The sequence below is a fragment of the Catenuloplanes indicus genome (genome assembly GCF_030813715.1).
Classification (GTDB): domain Bacteria; phylum Actinomycetota; class Actinomycetes; order Mycobacteriales; family Micromonosporaceae; genus Catenuloplanes; species Catenuloplanes indicus.
The window spans coordinates 6,495,142-6,513,174 of sequence record NZ_JAUSUZ010000001.1 but is presented as its reverse complement, the minus strand read 5'-3'; the positions used below and the strand labels follow the sequence as shown (position 1 = coordinate 6,513,174).

Below are 18,033 nucleotides of genomic sequence, written 5' to 3'. Positions count from 1 at the left end.
GGGAGGGAGCGGTCACGGCCGGGATTGCCGGCATCGGCCGTTCGTCACGGTACGGCGGAGATCTCTCCGTCCACTATTGACTGACTCTTCCGCGTAAACAAGTGGTCACCAAGAGTCGATCAATGCGACTTTGAGCGCCAAGTGCACAGACGGCATGGAAGTTGCAGGTTGCACTCACGCGTCCGGGTCACGCGCCGCCGCGCAGCCGTCGCGGGCCCGGGTCGCCGCGCTCACCCGGGTCGCCGACCTGTACCGATCCGTGCAGCACGGCGAAGCCGTCCGGCCGGGCGAGCACCGGGTTGAGCGACAGCGAGCGGATCTCCGGGTGCTCGTCGACCAGCCGGCCCACCCGGACCAGCAGCTCGGCCAGCGCCGCCCGGTCGACCGGCGCGGCCCCCCGGAAGCCGCGCAGCAGCGGTGCGCCGCGCGGCTCGTCGACCAGCGCGGCCGCGTCCAGATCGGTGAGCGGCGCGGCACGCCAGGCCCGGTCACCGACCAGCTCCATCGCGACGCCGCCGAGCCCGAAGCCGACGATCGGGCCGAACTGCGGGTCCTCCACCATCTCGACCACGCACGCGACGCCGGGCGCCACCATCGGCTGGACGATCACGCCGGTGCCGAACGGGGACAGCTCCCGGTAGGCGCGCTCCACGTCGGCCGCGGAGCCCAGGTCGAGCCGGACCGCGCCCAGGTCGATCCGGTGCCGCAGTCCCCCACCGGCCGCCTTCAGCGCGACCGGATAGCCGTGCCGGCCGGCGGCCACCACCGCGTCCGCGGCGGACTGCACGGTGTCCGACGGCACCACCGGGATGCCGTAGGCCGCCAGCAGCTCCGGCACGCCCGGTCCCGGATCGCCCGGCTCCGCACCCGGCAGCGCCGGATCGCGCGGCTTCCGGCCGTACCCCCGGATCAGGTTCTTGGCTTTGAGCGGGTCGATACCGGGGAGGTCGGGGACGGTGCCGGGTGGACGGCGGAGCCAGTCGGCGTAGATGACGACGCGAGCCAGCGCGCGCACCGCCTCCTCCACGGACGGGTAGGACGGGATGCGGTCCGGGAGCGTGCCGGCCAGGAACATCGCGACCGTGGGCTTCTCCCCGGCCAGCGCCACACTCGCCACCGCGGACGCGAAGTCCGCGTCCTCGTCCGCGTGCTGGCCGGGTAGCGGCGGCGCGAACACCGCGACCAGCGCGTCCACCCGCTCGTCGGTGGCCGCGTCGGCGAGCGCGTCCGCGAAGTCGTGTGCGCTCGCGGCCGGTGGCACGTCGTGCGGGTAGCTCTCGGCCAGCGTCAGGCCGGACACGTGCACGGCCGTGGCCGCGAGCGTGGTCAGCGCGGACGAGTTGCCGACCACACCGATCCGCCGGCCGGCCGGGAGCGGCTGGTGCGCGAGCAGCATGCCCACGTCGAACATCTCCGCGACCGTGTCCACCCGGATCACGCCGGACCGGGCGAACAGCGCGGTGACCGCGGCCGGGTCCAGGCCGGGCACGTCCGGCGCGGCCGGGCGGGCCGCGGACGCGACCGCGACCACCGGCTTGGTGCGGCCGATCCGGCGGGCCAGCCGGGCGAACTTGCGCGGGTTACCGAACGTCTCCAGGTAGAGCAGGATGACGTCGGTGGCCGGGTCGTCCTGCCAGTACTGCAACAGGTCGTTGCCGGAGACGTCGGCGCGGTTGCCGGCCGAGACGAAGCTGGACAGGCCCAGCCCGCGCCGGTCCGCCGCATCCAACAGCGCCACGCCGAGCGCGCCGGACTGGCTGAAGAAGCCGACCCGGCCGGCGACCGGCAGCCGCGGTGCGAGCGTGGCGTTCAGCCGGACGTCGGACGACGTGTTCGCGATGCCGAGGCAGTTCGGTCCGATCAGGCGCAGGCCGGCGTCCCGCGCCGCGCGCAGCAGCTCGCGCTCGGCGGCCGCGCCCTCCGGCCCGGTCTCCGCGAAGCCGGCCGAGACCACGACCAGGCCGCGCACGCCGGCCCGGGCCGCGTCCGCCACCACCGCGCGGACCGCGCCGGGCGGCACCGCGACCAGCGCCAGGTCGATCTCGAGGCCGGCGTCCACCGCGCTGCGCAGCGCGGGCAGGCCGGCCACCCGCGCCGCGGACGGGTGGATCGGCAGCACCGGACCGGCGTAGCCCCCGTCGCGGAGGTGGGCCAGCAGCGCCGCGCCGATGCCCTGGCCACTCGCGCTGGCGCCGTAGACCGCGACCGCGCGCGGCGCGAGCAGCGGCCCGATCGAGCGGGCCTCGGTGCGGTGCTCGCGGCGTTCCTGCACCTCGCGGGACAGTTCGGTGGGTGCGATCGGGAACGTCAGGTGAACGACGCCGTCCTCGTACTTGCGCGCGATCGAGTAACCGGCGTCCGCGAAGACGCGCAGCATCGTGCCGTTCGACGGCAGCACCTCGGCCACGAACCGGGTGATGCCCTCCTGCCGGGCGGCCGCGGCCAGGTGCTCCAACAGCACGGACCCGATGCCGCGGCCCTGGTGCGCGTCCTCCACCACGAACGCGACCTCGGCCTCCGGCGAGTCCGTGCCGAGCCGCTCGTACCGGCCGACCGCGAAGATCTCGCCGCCGCTGGTCAGCACCAGCGCCTCACGGTCGCGGTGGTCGACGGTGACGAAACGGCGCAGGTCGCGCTCCGGGATCCGCGGGTACGGACTGAAGTAGCGCAGGTAGCGGGTGCGCTCGGAGAACCGCGAGTGCATGGCGACGATCGCGGGCGCGTCCTCCGGCCGGATCTGCCGCAGGTGCGCCGTGGTGCCGTCGCTGAGGAGCACGTCCGCGTCCCGGTCGGTCCGGGAAACCGTCTCGGTCATCAGTCCCTCGGGTCGTGCGGGTCCAGGCCGTGCAGCGGGAAGACGGCGCGGCGGGTGGCCATCACGGCCCGGTCCACCGCGTCCGGCTCACCCTCCGGCTCCCACGGTGTGTGGCTCGGGTCGACGTCGTCCGTCATCCGCTCCGGGATCTCGGCCTGACCCAGGTGCCCCTGCGCGATGCGCTGCGCCGCGAACGCGCGCCAGTCCGGCGGCGTGGGCGTGGCCGGGTCGAGCGGTTCGCCGGTGGCGATCGCCAGCAGGTGCGTCCAGGCGCGCGGGACCACCTCGACCAGCGCGTACCCACCGCCGCCGGTGGCCAGCCAGCGGCCTTCGCACAGCTCGTCGGCGAGCGCGCGGAACGCCAGGTAGGTGGCGCGCTGCCCGTCCACCGAGAGGCGCAGGTCGGCCAGCGGGTCGAGCCGGTGCGCGTCCGCGCCGCACTGGGTGACCAGGATCTGCGGCCGGAACGCGCGCAGCAGGCCGGGCACCACCGCGTGGAACGCGCGCTGCCAGCCGGGGTCGGTGGTACCGGGCGGCAGCGCGACGTTGACCGCGTAGCCCTCCGCGCCGGGCACGCCGGTCTCGTCCGGGAAGCCGGTGTTCGGGAACAGCGCGAGCGGCGTCTCGTGCAGGCTGATCGTGAGCACCCGCGGGTCGTCGTAGAACGCGGCCTGCACGCCGTCGCCGTGGTGCACGTCCACGTCCACGTAGGCCACCCGCTCCGCGCCCAGGTCGAGCAGGCGGGCGATCGCGATGGCCGGGTCGTTGTAGACGCAGAAGCCGGCGGCCCGGCCCGGCATCGCGTGGTGCAGGCCACCGGCCACGTTGAGCGCCCGGACGGCCTCGCCCTTCCAGATCGCCTCGGCCGCGGCGACGGTGGCACCGGCGATGCGCGCGCTGGCCTCGTGCATGTTCGCGAAGACCGGATTGTCCGGGCTGTTCAGCCCGTACCCGGAGAAGAAGGGGTCGTCGGGGGCGGTGCGGACCGCCTGCACGTAGTCTCGCGTGTGGACGCGCTCGATCAGCGCGTCCTCCGCGATCGACGGCGCGATCACGCGCACGCCGGGGCGGCGCAGCAGGCCGAGCTCGCGGGCGAGGGCCATGGTGAGTTCCACGCGGACCGGGTTGAGCGGGTGGTCGCCGAGGTCGTACTGCAGGAGGGACTCGTCCCAGACGACGACCGTGCCGGCTGAACCTGATGTCGGGCTCTCCATGCGGCCATCGTCCCACGCGGATCGGCGACTCAGCGGACCAGCTGTGAGACTTCTGTCTATAGGCCGCGGTGACCGGCCGCGCGGAGCGCGCCGTCGAGCGCGCCCAGCGCCTGCGCGGTGATCGCGGGCCGGGCCGTCTCCGGATAGTCCTGACCGGCCCAGGCCAGGCAGGCCGCGTCCAGGAAGCCCAGGTAGCCGTGCAGCGCGTAGTCGAGCGCGGGGTCCTCGGTCTCCAGCATGGCGCGCATCAGGCGCACGTAGTAGGCCCGGCTCTCGGTGCGCAGCTCCGCCGCGGCCGGGGGTTCGCCGCCGGGGGACTGCAGCGGCGCCAGCCAGCCGACCGCCCAGACCGCCACCGTGTCCAGGTAGACGCGGACGCTCTCGGCGAGCCGGTCGCGCGGCGTGGCGTCCGCGGGGAGCGCGGCATCCGCGACGCGCTGCCGGTCCAGCAGCAGGCGGACCGACTGCCGTACGACCGCCAGGTACAGACCGCTCTTGCTGCCGAAGTAGCGGTGCACGAGCGCCTCGGAGGCACCGGCTGCCTCGGCGACGCGAGCCACGGCGACCTCGTCGTACGGGTGGCCGGCGAAGGCCTGGCCGGCCGCGGTGAGGATCGCCTCGCGGCGGGCCGCCTCGCCGAGCCGCTGCCGGGGGCGTCGATCGGTGCGGGTCATGCGGCCCACTCTACCGCTTTAGTGAGCTAGGCTCAGTAAAGTCGCTCACATTGCCGAGGGGGCCACCGCATGAGCTGGGCCGAGCACGCGATTTTCTGGCACGTCTACCCACTGGGCTTCACCGGCGCACCGCCCGCGGCCGAGCCGGGCGAGCCGGTGGTGCACCGGCTGAAGCACCTCGAGGGCTGGCTCGACTACCTCATCGAGCTGGGCTGCAACGGGCTGCAGCTGGGGCCGGTCTTCGCCTCCTCCACGCACGGGTACGACACCGTCGATCATTTCGCGATCGATCCTCGCCTGGGCGACGATTCCGATTTCGACCATCTGATCGCGGCCTGCCGGGAGCGCGGGATCCGGCTGCTGCTGGACGGTGTCTTCAACCACGTGGGGCGCGCGTTCCGGCCGGCCGCCTGGTTCGGCTCGGCGACGTTCGAGGGCCATGACGCGCTGGTCGTGCTGGACCACCGGTCCGAGGCGGTACGCGAGCACGTCATCACCGTGATGAACCACTGGCTGGACCGCGGCGCGGACGGGTGGCGGCTGGACGCGGCGTACGCGGTGCCGCCGGACTTCTGGCGCGCGGTGCTGCCCGCCGTGCGTGAGCGGCACCCGGAGGCGTGGATCGTCGGCGAGGTGATCCACGGGCTGGACTACCGGGAGCGTGCCGGGCTGGACGCGGTCACCCAGTACGAGCTGTGGAAGGCGATCTGGAGCTCGCTCAACGACCGGAACCTGTTCGAGCTGTCCTGGGCGCTGGACCGGCACTCGCCGGACACGCTCACGTTCGTCGGCAACCACGACGTGACCCGGATCGCGTCCCGCCTGACGAACCCGGCGCACCTCGGGCACGCGCTGGCCGTGCTGTTCACGGTGGCCGGGGTGCCGAGCGTGTACTACGGGGACGAGCAGGCGTTCCGCGGGGTCAAGGAGGACCGGGCCGGCGGGGACGACGCGGTGCGGCCCGCGTTCCCGGGTTCCCCGGCGGAGCTGGCGCCGTTCGGGGCGGAGGTGTTGCGGACGCACCAGCGGCTGATCGGGCTGCGGCGGCGCTTCCCGTGGCTGGCGCGGGCGGAGACGACGGTGGCGCACGTGACCAACCGGCAGCTGGCGCTGCGGGCCGAGCACGAGGGCCAGGTCGTGGTGACGTTGCTCAACCTCGACGACGCGCCGTACCAGTTCCCGGCCGTGGAACCGGGGGTCGTGGTGGCCGAGTCCTCCCCCACGCCGGACCGCGACCGCGGCCCGTACGGTCTCGGAGCACAGGCGTGGCGCGTGGTCACCCGTACCGTTGAAAGATCTTGATTTTGATCTTTTGCCTGTTCAGAACGGTTCGTCGCGGGTAGCCTCGCCGGTCGGGGACGTCGGGGGGATCTCGGTATGGCGCGGTACGTGGTGATCGGGGCGGGCATCGTGGGGCTCGCGACCGCGCATCGGCTGACGCTCGACCGCCCCGGCGCGCGGGTGACCGTGGTGGACAAGGAGCCGTGCGTCGCGGCACACCAGACCGGGCACAACTCCGGCGTGATCCACGCGGGCGTGTACTACAAGCCGGGCAGCCTGAAGGCCACGCTGAGCCGGGCCGGCAGCGCGTCGATGGTGGCGTTCGCGCGGGAGCACGGCATCCCGGTGGAGACGTGCGGCAAGCTGATCGTCGCCACCGCCGCGGACGAGCTACCCCGGCTGACCGCGCTGTTCGAGCGCGCCACCGCGAACGGGCTGCCGGTGCGGATGCTGTCGCCCGCGGAGGCGTCGGAGTACGAGCCGCACGTGTCCGCGCTGGCCGCGATGCACGTGGCGTCGACCGGGATCGTGGACTACACCGCGGTGTGCGAGGTGCTCGCGCGGCTGATCGCGGACGGCGGCGGGCGGATCCGGCTCGGTGCCGCGGTCACCGGGTTCCGGCACGGCGTCGTCGAGACCAGCACCGGGGACATCCCGGCGGACTTCGTCATCAACTGCGCGGGGCTGCAGTCGGACCGGATCGCCCGGCTCGCCGGGATCCGGCCGGGCGCGCGTATCGTGCCGTTCCGGGGCGAGTACTACGAGCTGCGCGAGGACCGGCGGCACCTGGTCAACGGCCTGATCTACCCGGTGCCGGACCCGCGGTTCCCGTTCCTCGGCGTGCACCTCACCCGCATGATCGACGGAAGCGTGCACGCGGGGCCGAACGCGGTGCTCGCCACCGCGCGCGAGGGCTACTCGTGGCGCCGGTTCAGCGCGCGCGACCTGGCCGAGGTGGCCGCGTTCCCGGGGATGTGGCGGCTGGCCCGGCGGCATCTCGGGTACGGGCTGACCGAGGTGCGGCGATCGCTGTCCCGGCCGCTGTTCGCACGCAGCCTGGCCCGGCTGGTTCCGGAGATCACCGAGGCGGACCTGGTGCCGGCCGAGGCCGGCGTGCGGGCGCAGGCGATCCTGCCGTCCGGCGAGCTGGTCGACGACTTCCTGATCGAGTCTCGCGACGGACAGGTGCACGTGCTGAACGCTCCGTCACCGGCCGCGACCAGCTCCCTGGAGATCGCAAAACACATCGTCGCGCAGCTCGGAGCGATTTCGCCGAATTAGCGGAGTGGCGGGGCTTTCGCCCGGGGCGCTCACCCCGTACGGTTTCCGGCGTCGGACCGTGAATTCGAGGAGTGGACGTGCGTAACCGGCTGATGGCGGTGACGCTGGGCCTGATGCTGGCCGTCACCGGCTGCAACAACGGTGAGACACCGGAGAGCTCCGGCCCGCCCGTCAAGGCGCGGGTCGACGACGCCCAGGCCGAGATCGCCGGCGGCGCCTGTGAGCTGCTGAACTTCGGCGTGGTGCACGACTTCCTGGACGTGGAGTTCAACGTCTCCGCGGCCGGGGAGCAGAAGGAGACGATCACCTGCGTGCTGCAGCAGGGCGACGCGCCGTGGCCGGATCTGAGCCTGGCGGTCAGTGAGACGTCGGCCGATCCGGCTATCTTCGCGTCGGACGTGAAACCGGACGGCGCGGAAGCGGTCAAGGGACTCGGAAAAGCCGCCTATCAGATCGTCTCCGACTCGACAAAGGAGCACGGGCCGTCCGCGGAGATCGGCTGGCTGTCGTCGAACGGTCGCATTCTGATGTTGCGATACACGTTCGCCAAGGATCAGCAGAAAGCCGCGGCGACGGATATCGCGCCGATCCTGGTCGACATGGCGAAAGACCTGGACGCGACGCTGGTCTCGGCCTGATTGTCGCTTTCCCACGAAAAACCCCCGGCCGTACGGCCGGGGGTTTTGTGTCTGTCGCTTATGCCGCGGCCACGAAAACCCGCGACGCGACCTCACGAGGAAGCTTGATCTTGTCGCCGGAGCGGTCGATCGTCACCGCGTCCCGATCCTGCGCCACCGTCACGGTCGCGCCCGGATCGACGCCCGCGGCGTGCAGTTGACGCAGCACATCCGCATTCGTCTGGACGCTCTCGCAGATGCGGGACACCACGACGCTGCCGGACAGGCCGGGGAACGCGAGGTTGCGCTCCCCCGGCCGCTCCTCCGTCGACGGGTCGTCACCCAGCGCCTCCAGGCCCGGGATCGGATTGCCGTACGGCGAGCGGCTAGGCCGGTTCAGCAGCTCGAAGACCCGCTTCTCCACCGCGTCACTCATCACGTGCTCCCAGCGGCAGGCCTCCTCATGGGCCTCCTCGTAGGGCATGCCGATGACGTTGACCAGCAGCAGCTCGGCAAGGCGGTGCTTGCGCATGACGGAGACCGCGTGCTGACGCCCCGCCTCGGTCAGGTGCAGATGACGATCGTTCTCGACCCGCAGCAGTCCGTCCCGCTCCATGCGGGCGACGGTCTGACTCACGGTGGGGCCGCTCTGGCGCAGACGCTCCGCGATTCGCGCGCGAAGCGCGGGCACGCCCTCCTCCTCGAGCTCGAGGATGGTCTTCAAATACATTTCGGTGGTGTCGACTAGGTCGTTCACGACGGCAGCCCTCCCTGGATGGCGATTCTACCTTGCGAACCCGGCACCAGACTTGGCCGCAGAATGGTAAGGGCAAGTGCCGAAGGGTGGTGTTGACTAGGGACTTGTGACCCTACCGGACGAACTTCTCATCGATGCCTCAGCGCTCGCCGCGCTCCTGCGCTCCGGAGCGGCCCCGACGCTGCTCGACGTGCGCTGGCGGCTCACCGGCCCGCCCGGCCGCGACGACTACCTGGCCGGCCACCTGCCCGGCGCCGTCTTCGTCGACCTGGACGCCTCGCTCAGCGGCCCGCCCGGCGAGCACGGCCGGCATCCGCTGCCCGACCCCACCGTGCTGCAGGACGCGCTGCGCGCAGCCGGGGTGTCCGCGTCCCGTCCGGTCGTCGTCTACGACGACGGCGACCAGTGGGCCGCGGCGCGCACCTGGTGGACGCTGCGCTGGGCCGGGCACCCGCACGTACGGGTGCTGGACGGCGGGTTCCGGGCCTGGCGGTCCGGCGGATTCGAGATCACGTCCGAGGTGCCGGGAACCGACGTGGGCGACTTCACGGTCCGGACCGGCGGCCTGCCGGTGCTGGACGCGGCCGGTGCCGCGACCGTCGCGGCCGGTGGCGTGCTGATCGACGCGCGGGCACCGGAACGCTACCGCGGTGAGGTCGAGCCGGTGGACGCGGCTCCGGGGCACATCCCGGGCGCGGTCAACGTGCCGACCGCGGGGAACACCGGGCCGGACGGCCGCTTCCTGGCGGCGGGCCAGTTGCGCGATCGCTTCGCCGCGGCCGGCGTGACGCCGGAGGCCGAGCTGGTCGGCGCGTACTGCGGGAGCGGGGTGACCGGCGCACACACGGTGCTGGCCCTGCATCTGGCCGGACGGAAGGACGCGGCGCTGTACGTCGGCTCGTGGAGCGAGTGGATCACGGACGCGTCGCGGCCACGGGCGCTGGGCGACGCCGGAGCGGCGAAGGCGCCCGGGCAGGAGTAGGCGCGACTCGTGATGGGTGAACGAGACCGCCGGCCGGCTCCATCGGCGCCCGGTCGACGAGGCTGACTCCCACCTCGCCGGGCGGCGGCCGACGTGGCCGCCTCTCGGCCGGGATCCGGCGGCCAGCTGACGCCGCCGAAGCCCGGCCGTGATCAGACGGGGGGCTGGCGCGGCCGCCTCCCGCCCCGGGCCGGGCGGGAGGCGGGCGCGGGTCAGCGGCGGGCCGGGTAGGCGAGGGCGGCGACCGCGCCGAGCAACAGGAGCATGCCGGTGAGGACCGCCGGGGTGAGGCGCTCACCGAGGAACACGACCGCGAGCAATGCGGCCGCGACCGGTTCGAGCAGCGTGACGACGGCCGCGGTGGTGGCGCTCACCTGCGCCAGGCCGGCGAAGAACAGGCCGTAGGCGAGCGCGCTCGCGACCACCCCCAGGTAGAGCAGCCAGCCGATGGTCACCGGCAGACCGGCAGCGCTCGGCAGTACGCCCTCGGCCAGCGCGAACGGGGTGAGGACGACGCCGCCCACCAGGAAACCGGTCAGCGAGGTCCGGAACGGGTCGCCGGCGCCGTCGGCGGTGCGGCCGATCAGCGTGACCACGGCGTAGCCGAACGCGGAGAAGAGCGCGCAGGTGATGCCGAGGGCCGGGTTCGGGCCGGTGGCGCCGCTGTCCAGGGACAGCGCGACCAGGCCGGCGAGCGCGAGCGTGATGGCGGCGGCACCGGCGTGGCCGAGGCGTTCGGCGAGCAGGACGCGGGCGCCGACGGCGATCAGGATCGGACCGGCGCCGAGCGTGACGACGGTGGCGACGGCGAGGCCGGTCTCGGCGATGCTGACGTAGAACGCGGACTGGTAGACGGCGAGCCCGACGCCGGTCGCGACGGCCATCAGCAGGCGGCGGAACCGGCGACGGCGTGCGCTCGCGGCGCCGGCTCTACGGGCATCGCCGTGCGCGGCGGCTCTACGGGCATCGCCATGTGCGGCGACGGCCGGGCCGGCGCCGCCGTGGAAGGCCGCGTAGCCGTCGGTGACGGCGAGGCCGGCCTCGCCGTGCTCATCGCGGGCCGAGGCCCGGCGTGCCGACGCCCGGTGGCGGGCGGTGCGTGTGGCCAGATACCCGGCGAGGGCGAGCGCTCCGATCACGAAACGCCAGTAGGAGACGGCGATCGGGCCGAGGCCGCCGGTGCGGTACAGCACGGCGGCCACCGCGCCGCCGGTGCCCCAGGCCACGGCGGCCAGGGCGATCAACGCCATGCCGCGCCAGAGGGGATTCGTGCCGCGCGCGGCCGGGGAGGCGACGGATGCGGGTGCGGAAGTATCGATGGACATGCGGATGCTCCACTGCGGATGGTCGGATCAGGGCTGCGGAGTGAGGGCAGCGACCACCCGCCGCGCGCATCGAGGCGCTTGCGGCATCACCGGGCCGGAAAGACGGCCCTTACGGTCGCCCGCTCAGCGGGCGACCGGCGGGGAGCACACGACGAGACGCATGACCGGCACGCTAGAGGAACAGCAGGTCACCGGACAGCCGGATTTCACCAGGTGGGTCAGCGCAGCGGCCGGAGCGTCGCCTCCAGGCGCTGGAGCTCGTCGAGCATCACGGTCGCGGACGCGTCGATGGCGGACGTGGCCTGGAACTCGCCGTCCACGATGTGCTTCGCGACGAACGGGATGATCACCGACTCGCTGACCGGGATCATCTTCAGGTACTGCAACACCGGCTTGATCGCCTGCGCCGCCCGCACCCCACCGGCGACCGCGCCGTAGCTGACCAGACCGACCGGCTTGTGCGCCCACTCCTGGAACAGGTAGTCGATCGCGTTCTTGAGCGGCGCGGGATACCCGTGGTTGTACTCCGGCGTCACGATGACGAACGCGTCCGACGCGTCCACGATCGCGCTCCACGCCTTCGTGTGCGCGTGCTCGTACTTGCGGAGCCGCGGGTGGTTCGGCTCGTCCATCATCGGCAGGCCGATCTCGGCCAGATCGGCGATGTGCAGGTCGAAGCCGCCGTGCGCGGTCGCGCGGCCGCCGAGCCATCGGGCGACCGGCGCACCGGCGCGGCCTGGGCGGGTACTGGCGATGATGATCGTGAGCTGTGGCACGCCGCTCATGATATGCGGCGTGCGGCGGCTGCTCCGCCCATCGGCTAGCAGCCGAGCGCGGGAATCGCCGGCGGTGCTGCTGCGAGGTGGTGATCGCGAGCAGGCCGAGCCCGGCGACCGGCAGCGGGATCCCTACGCCCGCCCGCCGCGGCGCCGGACCGCGACCGGGACCGCTCCGCGACGGGATCGCGCGCGAACGGCCAAGGTGGCGGAGACCGGAATCCGGCCTCCGCCACCGCGGCGTCACTTGTAGATGTTGTTCAGCGAGGCCGGCGCCGGCTGCACGTTCGCCGGCACCTCCGGGGCCTTCGCGGTACCGAACTCGGAGAACGTCAGCGACTGCTTGATCTCCGGCGTCTTGTCCGTCTTCGCGATCGTGAGCACCAGCTCGGAGACGTTGCCCGCACCGTCCAGCTCCGCCGCGAACGTGGCCGTCTTCGCGGCGTCGCCGATCGCCTTCAACAGCGTCGCGGTCTGCGCATTCGGGCTACCCTCGGACGCGGCCGCGAAGTCGAACACGCCGGTGAACGCGGCATCGCCGTCCCGCTCCACCGAGGCGATCGACGTCTCGAAGGCCGGCTGCAACGGCGCCTGCTGCTCGAACGAGTAGTCCAGCTGCTTCGCGACGGACAGATCCATCTCGTACCAGGCGTCCGGGTCGATGCCGAGGCCGCTGTTGCCGGACCCGAAGTCCATCTTCGCGTACGCCTTGCCGTCCACGTAGACCATGTCGGTGCTGAACTTCGTGCCCTCCAGCTCACCGGACGTCGAGTTGCTCGACGACTTCCCCGGTGCGTAGACGACGCCGGACGCCTCCGTACCGTCCACGCTGACCGTGTAGGCGTAGTGCCCCGCCTTCACCGCCGTGAACGCCTGCAGGAACGCCTCCTTCGGATCCGCCGGCGTCACCTCCGGCGCCGCCGTGGCCGCCCCACCGGGCGCGGGCGCACTCGTCGCACCGGAGTCCCCGGCACCCCCGCACCCGGCCGCGACACCCAGCACGGTAACCGCCGAGACAGCGACGACGATGGTCTTCAGAGCCTTCACGTACATAACTCCCCGTAGCTGCATTGCATCCAGATCAACTCCACGCAGGCTAGAACAGTCCCGCAACCCCGGTGGCGCCCGTCACCTTCGGTGACAGCAGAACCGGTGTGTTCGGCCCTCGCTCCGAGCGTACGGGCGGCTCCACGCCGCGAGCGGGAAGCCAGGTTGCGGGGGTCAATGGGCGATCTTGTCGAGTTCGGTGAGGTCGTCGGTGGAGAGGTGGAGGGCGGCGCCGGTGATGTTCTCGCGCAGGTGGGTGACGGCGGACGTGCCGGGGATCAGCAGGATGTTCGGGGAGCGCTGGAGGAGCCAGGCGAGCGCGACGGCCATCGGGGTGGAGTGCAGGCGGGTGGCGACGGCGGTGAGCGCGGAGGACTGGAGTGGGGTGAAGCCGCCGAGCGGGAAGAACGGGACGTAGGCGATGTCGTCGGCGGCGAGCGTGTCGATCAGGTCGTCGTCGTGGCGGACCGCGAGGTTGTACATGTTCTGGACGCAGACGATGGGCGCGATCGAGCGGGCCTCGGCGACCTGGCCGGCGGTCGCGTTGCTGACGCCGAGATGCCGGATCAGGCCGTCGCGTTGCAGCTCGGCCAGCGTCTCGAAGGCCTCGGCGAGCGAGCCGGGCTGCGGGCCCTCCGCGTTGCCGAGGCGCAGGTTGACGAGGTCCAGCGCGTCCAGGCCGAGCGACCGCAGGTTCTCCTGGACGGCGCGGCGGAGCGCGGCCGGCTCGCGGGCCGGTGGCCAGCCGCCCTGCGCGTCGCGGTCGGCGCCGACCTTGGTCGCGATGTGCAGACCCTCGGGGTACGGGTGCAGCGCCTCGCGGATCAGCTGGTTCGTGACGTGCGGGCCGTACGCCTCGGCCGTGTCGATGTGCGTGATGCCGAGCGCGGCGGCCTCCCGGAGGACCGCGAGCGCGCCGTCACGGTCGGCGGGCGGGCCCATCACCCATGGGCCGGCGAGCTGCATGGCGCCGTAGCCGAACCGGGTGACGGTCAGGTCGCCGAGCGTCCAGGTGCCGCCGGGAAGGGTCGTGGACATGTGCGTGCCTCTCTGTCGATGTACGCACTCCATGCTGGTGGGGTAACTTCCTGTTGGGAAGTACGCACCTCAAGGTACGTAAGGCACCGAAGGAGCAGGCGATGGCGACGATGACGGCGGCCGAGAGGCGGGCCCTGGCGAAGGTGGAGTACGACGCGTTCCTGGCAGCGTGCCCGAGCCGCCAGCTCCTCGATCGGATCTCCGACAAGTGGGTGGCGCTGATCCTGTCCGCGCTCGGCAGCGGGCCGGACTGCACCGGGGAGCCGCGTCCGATGCGCTACTCGGAACTGTCCCGGCTGCTGGCCGGCGTGAGCCAGAAGATGCTCACCCAGACACTGCGCGCGCTGGAACGCGACGGGCTGATCACCCGCAGCGTGGAGGCAACCGTTCCGGTCACGGTGACGTACGAGCTGACCGGGCTCGGGCTCTCGCTGCACGCGATGATGCGCGGGCTGAAGATGTGGGCCCAGGACCACATGGACGAGGTCCTGACCCACCGCGCCGCCTACGACGCGTGACACAGGCAAGGGCCTCCCGCACGTACCCGCGCGGGAGGCCCTTGATCCTGCTGTTGATCCTCAGCTGCAGCCGGAGGTGCTGCCGCAGCCCTCGCAGACGTAGCAGCTGCCGGCCGGGCGCATCTTGGTGCCGCAGGTGAAGCAGAGCGGGGCGTCGGCGGAGCGGCCCTGGACCAGCTCGAGGAGCTCGGTCGAGGTGCGGGCCTGGACCGGTGCGGGCTGGGCCGGGACCTTGGCGTCGGCCGGCTTGGCCGGCTCGGTGACCGCGGCGGCGGTGACGACCGGCTCCGGGGCCTTGGTGGGCACCGGGGCGGACGCGGCCATGCCGGCCAGGTCGACCGCGGCCTCCTGCTCCGCGGCGACCTGGGCCGCGCGCTCACGCGCGGTCAGGATGCCCAGCTCGGAGCGGGTCTCGAAGTCCAGGTAGTCCAGCGCCAGGCGACGGAAGATGTAGTCCATCACCGAGGACGCCATCCGGATGTCCGGGTCGTCGGTCATGCCGGCCGGCTCGAAGCGCATGTTCGTGAACTTGTTGACGAACGTCTCCAGCGGGACGCCGTGCTGAAGCCCTATCGAGATGGCCACCGAGAAGGCGTCCATCACGCCGGCGAGCGTGGAGCCCTGCTTGGACATCTTCAGGAAGACCTCGCCGAGGCCGCCGTCCGGGTAGCCGGAGGCGGTGAGGTAGCCCTCGGCGCCGGCAACCGAGTACGACACGGTCTGCGAGGAGCGCTTCTTCGGGAGGCGCTTGCGGACCGGGCGGTACTCGATGACCTTCTCGACGACCTTCTCGACCTCGGCCTTGGGCTCCTCGGCGGGAGCCTCCTTCTTCATGGCGGAGAGCGGCTGGCCGACCTTGCAGTTGTCGCGGTAGATCGCGAGCGCCTTGAGGCCGAGCTTCCAGCCCTGGAAGTAGACCTCCTCGACCTCCTCGACCGTCGCGTCCTCCGGCATGTTGACGGTCTTGGAGATGGCGCCGGAGATGAACGGCTGGACGGCCGCCATCATCCGGACGTGGCCCATCGGGGAGATGGACCGGGCGCCCATCGCGCAGTCGAAGATCGAGTAGTGCTCGGTCTTCAGGCCCGGGGCGTCGATCACGTGGCCGTGCTCGCCGATGTGCTCGACGATCGCCTCGATCTGCTCCTCCTGGTAGCCGATGCTGCGCAGCGCGCGCGGGACCGTCTGGTTGACGATCTGCATCGAGCCGCCGCCGACCAGCTTCTTGAACTTGACGAGCGCCAGGTCCGGCTCGATGCCGGTGGTGTCGCAGTCCATCATCAGGCCGATGGTGCCGGTCGGCGCGAGCACGGACGCCTGCGCGTTGCGCCAGCCGTTCTTCTCGCCGATCTTGTTACCGAGCGTCCACTGCTCGCCGGCCGCCTCGCGGATCGCGTCGGAGACCGTGCTGAACGCCCTTATGTCGTCGTTCGCCGCGGCGTGCTTGCGCATGACGCGCTGGTGCGCCTTGGCGTTGCGGGCGTAGCCGTCGTACGCGCCGACGATCCCGGCCAGCTCGGCCGAGCGACGGTACGCGGTACCGGTCATCAGCGAGGTGATCGACGCGGCGACGGTGCGGCCGCCGTCCGAGTCGTAGGGCAGGCCGGAGGCCATCAGCAGCGCGCCGATGTTCGCGTAGCCGATACCCAGCTGACGGTACGCCCGGGTGGTGGCGCCGATCCGCTCGGTCGGGAAGTCGGCGAAGCAGATCGAGATGTCCATCGCGGTGATGATGAACTCGACCGACTTGACGAACTTCTCGATCTCGAAGCCGCCGTCGTCCTTGAGGAACTTCATCAGGTTCAGCGAGGCCAGGTTGCAGGACGAGTCGTCCAGCGACATGTACTCCGAGCACGGGTTCGAGGCGGTGATCCGCCCGGTCTCCGGGTTCGTGTGCCAGTCGTTGATGATGTCGTCGTACTGGATGCCCGGGTCGGCGCACTCCCACGCGGCCAGCGCGACCTTGCGGAACAGGCCCTTCGCGTCGATCGTCTCGATGACGCTGCCGTCCAGGCGGCTGCGCAGGCCGAACTCGGTGCCGTTCTCGACCGCGGTCATGAACTCGTCGGACACGCGGACCGAGTTGTTCGCGTTCTGGTACTGCACGGAGACGATGTCCGCACCGCCCAGGTCCATGTCGAAGCCGGCGTCCCGCAGCGCGCGGATCTTGTCCTCCTCGCGCGCCTTGGTCTCGACGAACTCCTCGATGTCCGGGTGGTCGATGTCGAGGATGACCATCTTCGCCGCCCGGCGGGTGGCGCCGCCCGACTTGATGGTGCCGGCGGACGCGTCCGCGCCGCGCATGAAGCTGACCGGGCCGGAGGCGGTGCCGCCGCTGGAGAGCAGCTCCTTGGAGGAACGGATCCGGGACAGGTTCACGCCGGAGCCGGAACCGCCCTTGAAGATCAGTCCCTCCTCCTTGTACCAGTCCAGGATGGAGTCCATCGAGTCGTCGACGGAGAGGATGAAGCACGCGCTGACCTGCTGCGGCGACGCGGTGCCGACGTTGAACCAGACCGGCGAGTTGAAGCTGAACACCTGGTGCAGCAGCATCCAGGTCAGCTCGTGCTCGAAGATCTCGGCATCGGTCGACGTCGCGAAATAGCCGTACTTTTCGCCCGCGGCGCGATACGTCTTCGCGACCCGGTCGATCAGCTGCTTGAGCGACCACTCACGCTGCGGGGTCCCCACCGCGCCCCGGAAGTACTTCGTGGTCACGATGTTCGCCGCGTTGACGCTCCACGACGTGGGGTACTCCACACCGCGCTGCTCGAAGTTGATCGAGCCGTCCCGCCAGTTCGTCATGACGACGTCCCGGCGCTCCCACTCGATCTCGTCGTACGGGTGGACGCCCTCGGTCGTCCAGACCCGCTCCACGGTGAGGCCCTTGAGCTCCTTCGACTCCTTCGGAGCCGAGCCGTTGCCCTGCGTCGCCCGGATCCGCCCCTTACCCGTCGTCGCGTTGCTCGTGGACGCGTTGTCCCCGGCCAATGTGCTTCCCCCTCGATCAGCGCGGCTTTCGTAGCCGCGACTCTCACTACTGTCGTTGCTCAGACCCCAGAGCGATCGGACGGTACGGCTGCCGCGCCGTTCGCGTCCGCGCCCTGCTCGATCGCGGCCTCACGCGCCAGCGCCTCCTGGCGCAACGCCTCGATCTCCCGTTCGAAGTCCCCCAGCGTGTCGAACGACCGGTAGACGCTGGCGAACCGCAGGTAGGCGACGACGTCAAGCTCCCGCAGCGGGCCGAGGATCGCGAGACCGACCTCGTTACTGGGAATCTCCGCCGCGCCCCGCGACCGGACCGCGTCCTCCACCCGCTGCGCGAGCAGAGCCAGTGCGTCCTCCGTGACCGGGCGGCCCTGGCAGGCCTTGCGCACGCCGTTGGCGATCTTCGTCCGGCTGAACGGCTCGGTGACGCCGCTGCGCTTCACCACCGCGAGGACCGCCTCCTCGACCGTGGTGAACCGCTTGCCGCACTCGGGGCAGGACCGCCGCCGGCGGATCAGCTGCCCGTCGTCCGCCTCGCGGGAATCCACCACCCGGGAGTCGGCGTGCCGGCAATACGGACAGCGCATGTCGAGCGTCCCCTTCCCCCGCGGCTGGGCCGGCTCCCCTCCAGCCTTACCCCGCGCACGCCGAACCGCAGCGAAAACGCCCGGTTGCACCGGGCGGCCGCTGTGGTGAACAGGCTGGGAAGGTGGGGGTGAG

At 71.8% G+C, this 18,033-nt stretch carries 15 protein-coding genes; 5 read left to right on the top strand and 10 right to left on the bottom strand.

Annotated features, from left to right (window positions below; all coding sequences use genetic code 11):
• Positions 1 to 187: 187 nt before the first annotated feature.
• The 3 genes from J2S42_RS29560 to J2S42_RS29550 are packed head-to-tail and all read right to left on the bottom strand — an operon-like array spanning position 188 to position 4,703.
• Complete coding sequence (locus J2S42_RS29560; protein ID WP_307244324.1) at positions 188 to 2,815, bottom strand: bifunctional acetate--CoA ligase family protein/GNAT family N-acetyltransferase; 2,628 nt, start codon at positions 2,813 to 2,815, stop codon at positions 188 to 190.
• The gene (locus J2S42_RS29555) at positions 2,815 to 4,029 is read right to left on the bottom strand and encodes an acetoin utilization protein AcuC (RefSeq protein WP_307244323.1); all 1,215 of its coding nucleotides are present in this window, start codon (positions 4,027 to 4,029) and stop codon (positions 2,815 to 2,817) included. Before J2S42_RS29555 ends, J2S42_RS29560 begins: the two co-directional genes overlap by 1 nt.
• Before the next feature lie 56 nt (positions 4,030 to 4,085).
• Positions 4,086 to 4,703, bottom strand: coding sequence for a TetR/AcrR family transcriptional regulator (locus J2S42_RS29550; protein ID WP_307244321.1), 618 nt, complete (start codon positions 4,701 to 4,703; stop codon positions 4,086 to 4,088).
• Positions 4,704 to 4,772: 69 nt separating this feature from the next.
• Between J2S42_RS29550 and J2S42_RS29545 the strand changes: the two genes are divergently transcribed.
• The 3 genes from J2S42_RS29545 to J2S42_RS29535 all read left to right on the top strand — a co-directional run bounded on the left by J2S42_RS29545 (position 4,773) and on the right by J2S42_RS29535 (position 7,903).
• Positions 4,773 to 6,005 (top strand): alpha-amylase family protein, encoded by a 1,233-nt coding sequence (locus tag J2S42_RS29545; protein ID WP_307244319.1) that lies wholly within the window; start codon positions 4,773 to 4,775, stop codon positions 6,003 to 6,005.
• Positions 6,006 to 6,080: 75 nt separating this feature from the next.
• Positions 6,081 to 7,265, top strand: a complete 1,185-nt coding sequence (gene lhgD / locus J2S42_RS29540; protein WP_307244317.1) for an L-2-hydroxyglutarate dehydrogenase — start codon at positions 6,081 to 6,083, stop codon at positions 7,263 to 7,265.
• A 77-nt stretch (positions 7,266 to 7,342) separates the two neighbouring features.
• The gene (locus J2S42_RS29535) at positions 7,343 to 7,903 is read left to right on the top strand and encodes a hypothetical protein (RefSeq protein WP_307244316.1); all 561 of its coding nucleotides are present in this window, start codon (positions 7,343 to 7,345) and stop codon (positions 7,901 to 7,903) included.
• A gap of 58 nt (positions 7,904 to 7,961) precedes the next feature.
• Here the strand turns inward: J2S42_RS29535 and J2S42_RS29530 are convergent, their stop codons facing one another.
• The gene (locus tag J2S42_RS29530) at positions 7,962 to 8,639 is read right to left on the bottom strand and encodes an iron-dependent transcriptional repressor DtxR (protein WP_307244314.1); all 678 of its coding nucleotides are present in this window, start codon (positions 8,637 to 8,639) and stop codon (positions 7,962 to 7,964) included.
• Between the two features lie 106 nt (positions 8,640 to 8,745).
• On the opposite strand from J2S42_RS29530, the gene J2S42_RS29525 reads away from it, so the two are divergent.
• A complete protein-coding gene (locus J2S42_RS29525; RefSeq protein ID WP_307244312.1) occupies positions 8,746 to 9,621 on the top strand; it encodes a sulfurtransferase in 876 nt (291 codons plus the stop codon).
• Between the two features lie 212 nt (positions 9,622 to 9,833).
• Here the strand turns inward: J2S42_RS29525 and J2S42_RS29520 are convergent, their stop codons facing one another.
• The 4 genes from J2S42_RS29520 to J2S42_RS29505 form a co-directional block, all read right to left on the bottom strand.
• A complete protein-coding gene (locus J2S42_RS29520) occupies positions 9,834 to 10,946 on the bottom strand; it encodes a DMT family transporter (RefSeq protein ID WP_307244310.1) in 1,113 nt (370 codons plus the stop codon).
• A 218-nt stretch (positions 10,947 to 11,164) separates the two neighbouring features.
• Complete coding sequence (locus J2S42_RS29515; RefSeq protein WP_307244308.1) at positions 11,165 to 11,722, bottom strand: NADPH-dependent FMN reductase; 558 nt, start codon at positions 11,720 to 11,722, stop codon at positions 11,165 to 11,167.
• Positions 11,723 to 11,965: 243 nt separating this feature from the next.
• Positions 11,966 to 12,769, bottom strand: coding sequence for a hypothetical protein (locus tag J2S42_RS29510; protein WP_307244306.1), 804 nt, complete (start codon positions 12,767 to 12,769; stop codon positions 11,966 to 11,968).
• A gap of 174 nt (positions 12,770 to 12,943) precedes the next feature.
• Positions 12,944 to 13,807: an aldo/keto reductase family oxidoreductase gene (locus J2S42_RS29505; RefSeq protein WP_307244305.1), complete on the bottom strand. Its 864-nt coding sequence runs from the start codon at positions 13,805 to 13,807 to the stop codon at positions 12,944 to 12,946.
• Between the two features lie 101 nt (positions 13,808 to 13,908).
• Here J2S42_RS29505 and J2S42_RS29500 point away from each other — a divergent pair, with 101 nt between their 5' ends.
• On the top strand, positions 13,909 to 14,325 hold the full coding sequence (locus J2S42_RS29500) for a winged helix-turn-helix transcriptional regulator (protein WP_307244303.1): 417 nt from the start codon (positions 13,909 to 13,911) through the stop codon (positions 14,323 to 14,325).
• A 60-nt stretch (positions 14,326 to 14,385) separates the two neighbouring features.
• Here the strand turns inward: J2S42_RS29500 and J2S42_RS29495 are convergent, their stop codons facing one another.
• Together J2S42_RS29495 and nrdR are read right to left on the bottom strand one after the other, a co-directional pair.
• On the bottom strand, positions 14,386 to 17,265 hold the full coding sequence (locus J2S42_RS29495) for a vitamin B12-dependent ribonucleotide reductase (protein ID WP_307249107.1): 2,880 nt from the start codon (positions 17,263 to 17,265) through the stop codon (positions 14,386 to 14,388).
• Positions 17,266 to 17,375: 110 nt separating this feature from the next.
• Complete coding sequence (gene nrdR / locus J2S42_RS29490; protein ID WP_307244302.1) at positions 17,376 to 17,900, bottom strand: transcriptional regulator NrdR; 525 nt, start codon at positions 17,898 to 17,900, stop codon at positions 17,376 to 17,378.
• Positions 17,901 to 18,033: the final 133 nt, after the last annotated feature.

What these genes read in the sequence shown, in the direction of transcription:
- J2S42_RS29560 (WP_307244324.1), bottom strand. Translation starts at nt 2,815, where the DNA reads ATGACCGAGACGGTTTCCCGGACCGACCGGGACGCGGACGTGCTCCTC.
- J2S42_RS29555 (WP_307244323.1), bottom strand. Translation starts at nt 4,029, where the DNA reads ATGGAGAGCCCGACATCAGGTTCAGCCGGCACGGTCGTCGTCTGGGAC.
- J2S42_RS29550 (WP_307244321.1), bottom strand. Translation starts at nt 4,703, where the DNA reads ATGACCCGCACCGATCGACGCCCCCGGCAGCGGCTCGGCGAGGCGGCC.
- J2S42_RS29545 (WP_307244319.1), top strand. Translation starts at nt 4,773, where the DNA reads ATGAGCTGGGCCGAGCACGCGATTTTCTGGCACGTCTACCCACTGGGC.
- lhgD (WP_307244317.1), top strand. Translation starts at nt 6,081, where the DNA reads ATGGCGCGGTACGTGGTGATCGGGGCGGGCATCGTGGGGCTCGCGACC.
- J2S42_RS29520 (WP_307244310.1), bottom strand. Translation starts at nt 10,946, where the DNA reads ATGTCCATCGATACTTCCGCACCCGCATCCGTCGCCTCCCCGGCCGCG.
- J2S42_RS29505 (WP_307244305.1), bottom strand. Translation starts at nt 13,807, where the DNA reads ATGTCCACGACCCTTCCCGGCGGCACCTGGACGCTCGGCGACCTGACC.
- J2S42_RS29500 (WP_307244303.1), top strand. Translation starts at nt 13,909, where the DNA reads ATGGCGACGATGACGGCGGCCGAGAGGCGGGCCCTGGCGAAGGTGGAG.
- nrdR (WP_307244302.1), bottom strand. Translation starts at nt 17,900, where the DNA reads ATGCGCTGTCCGTATTGCCGGCACGCCGACTCCCGGGTGGTGGATTCC.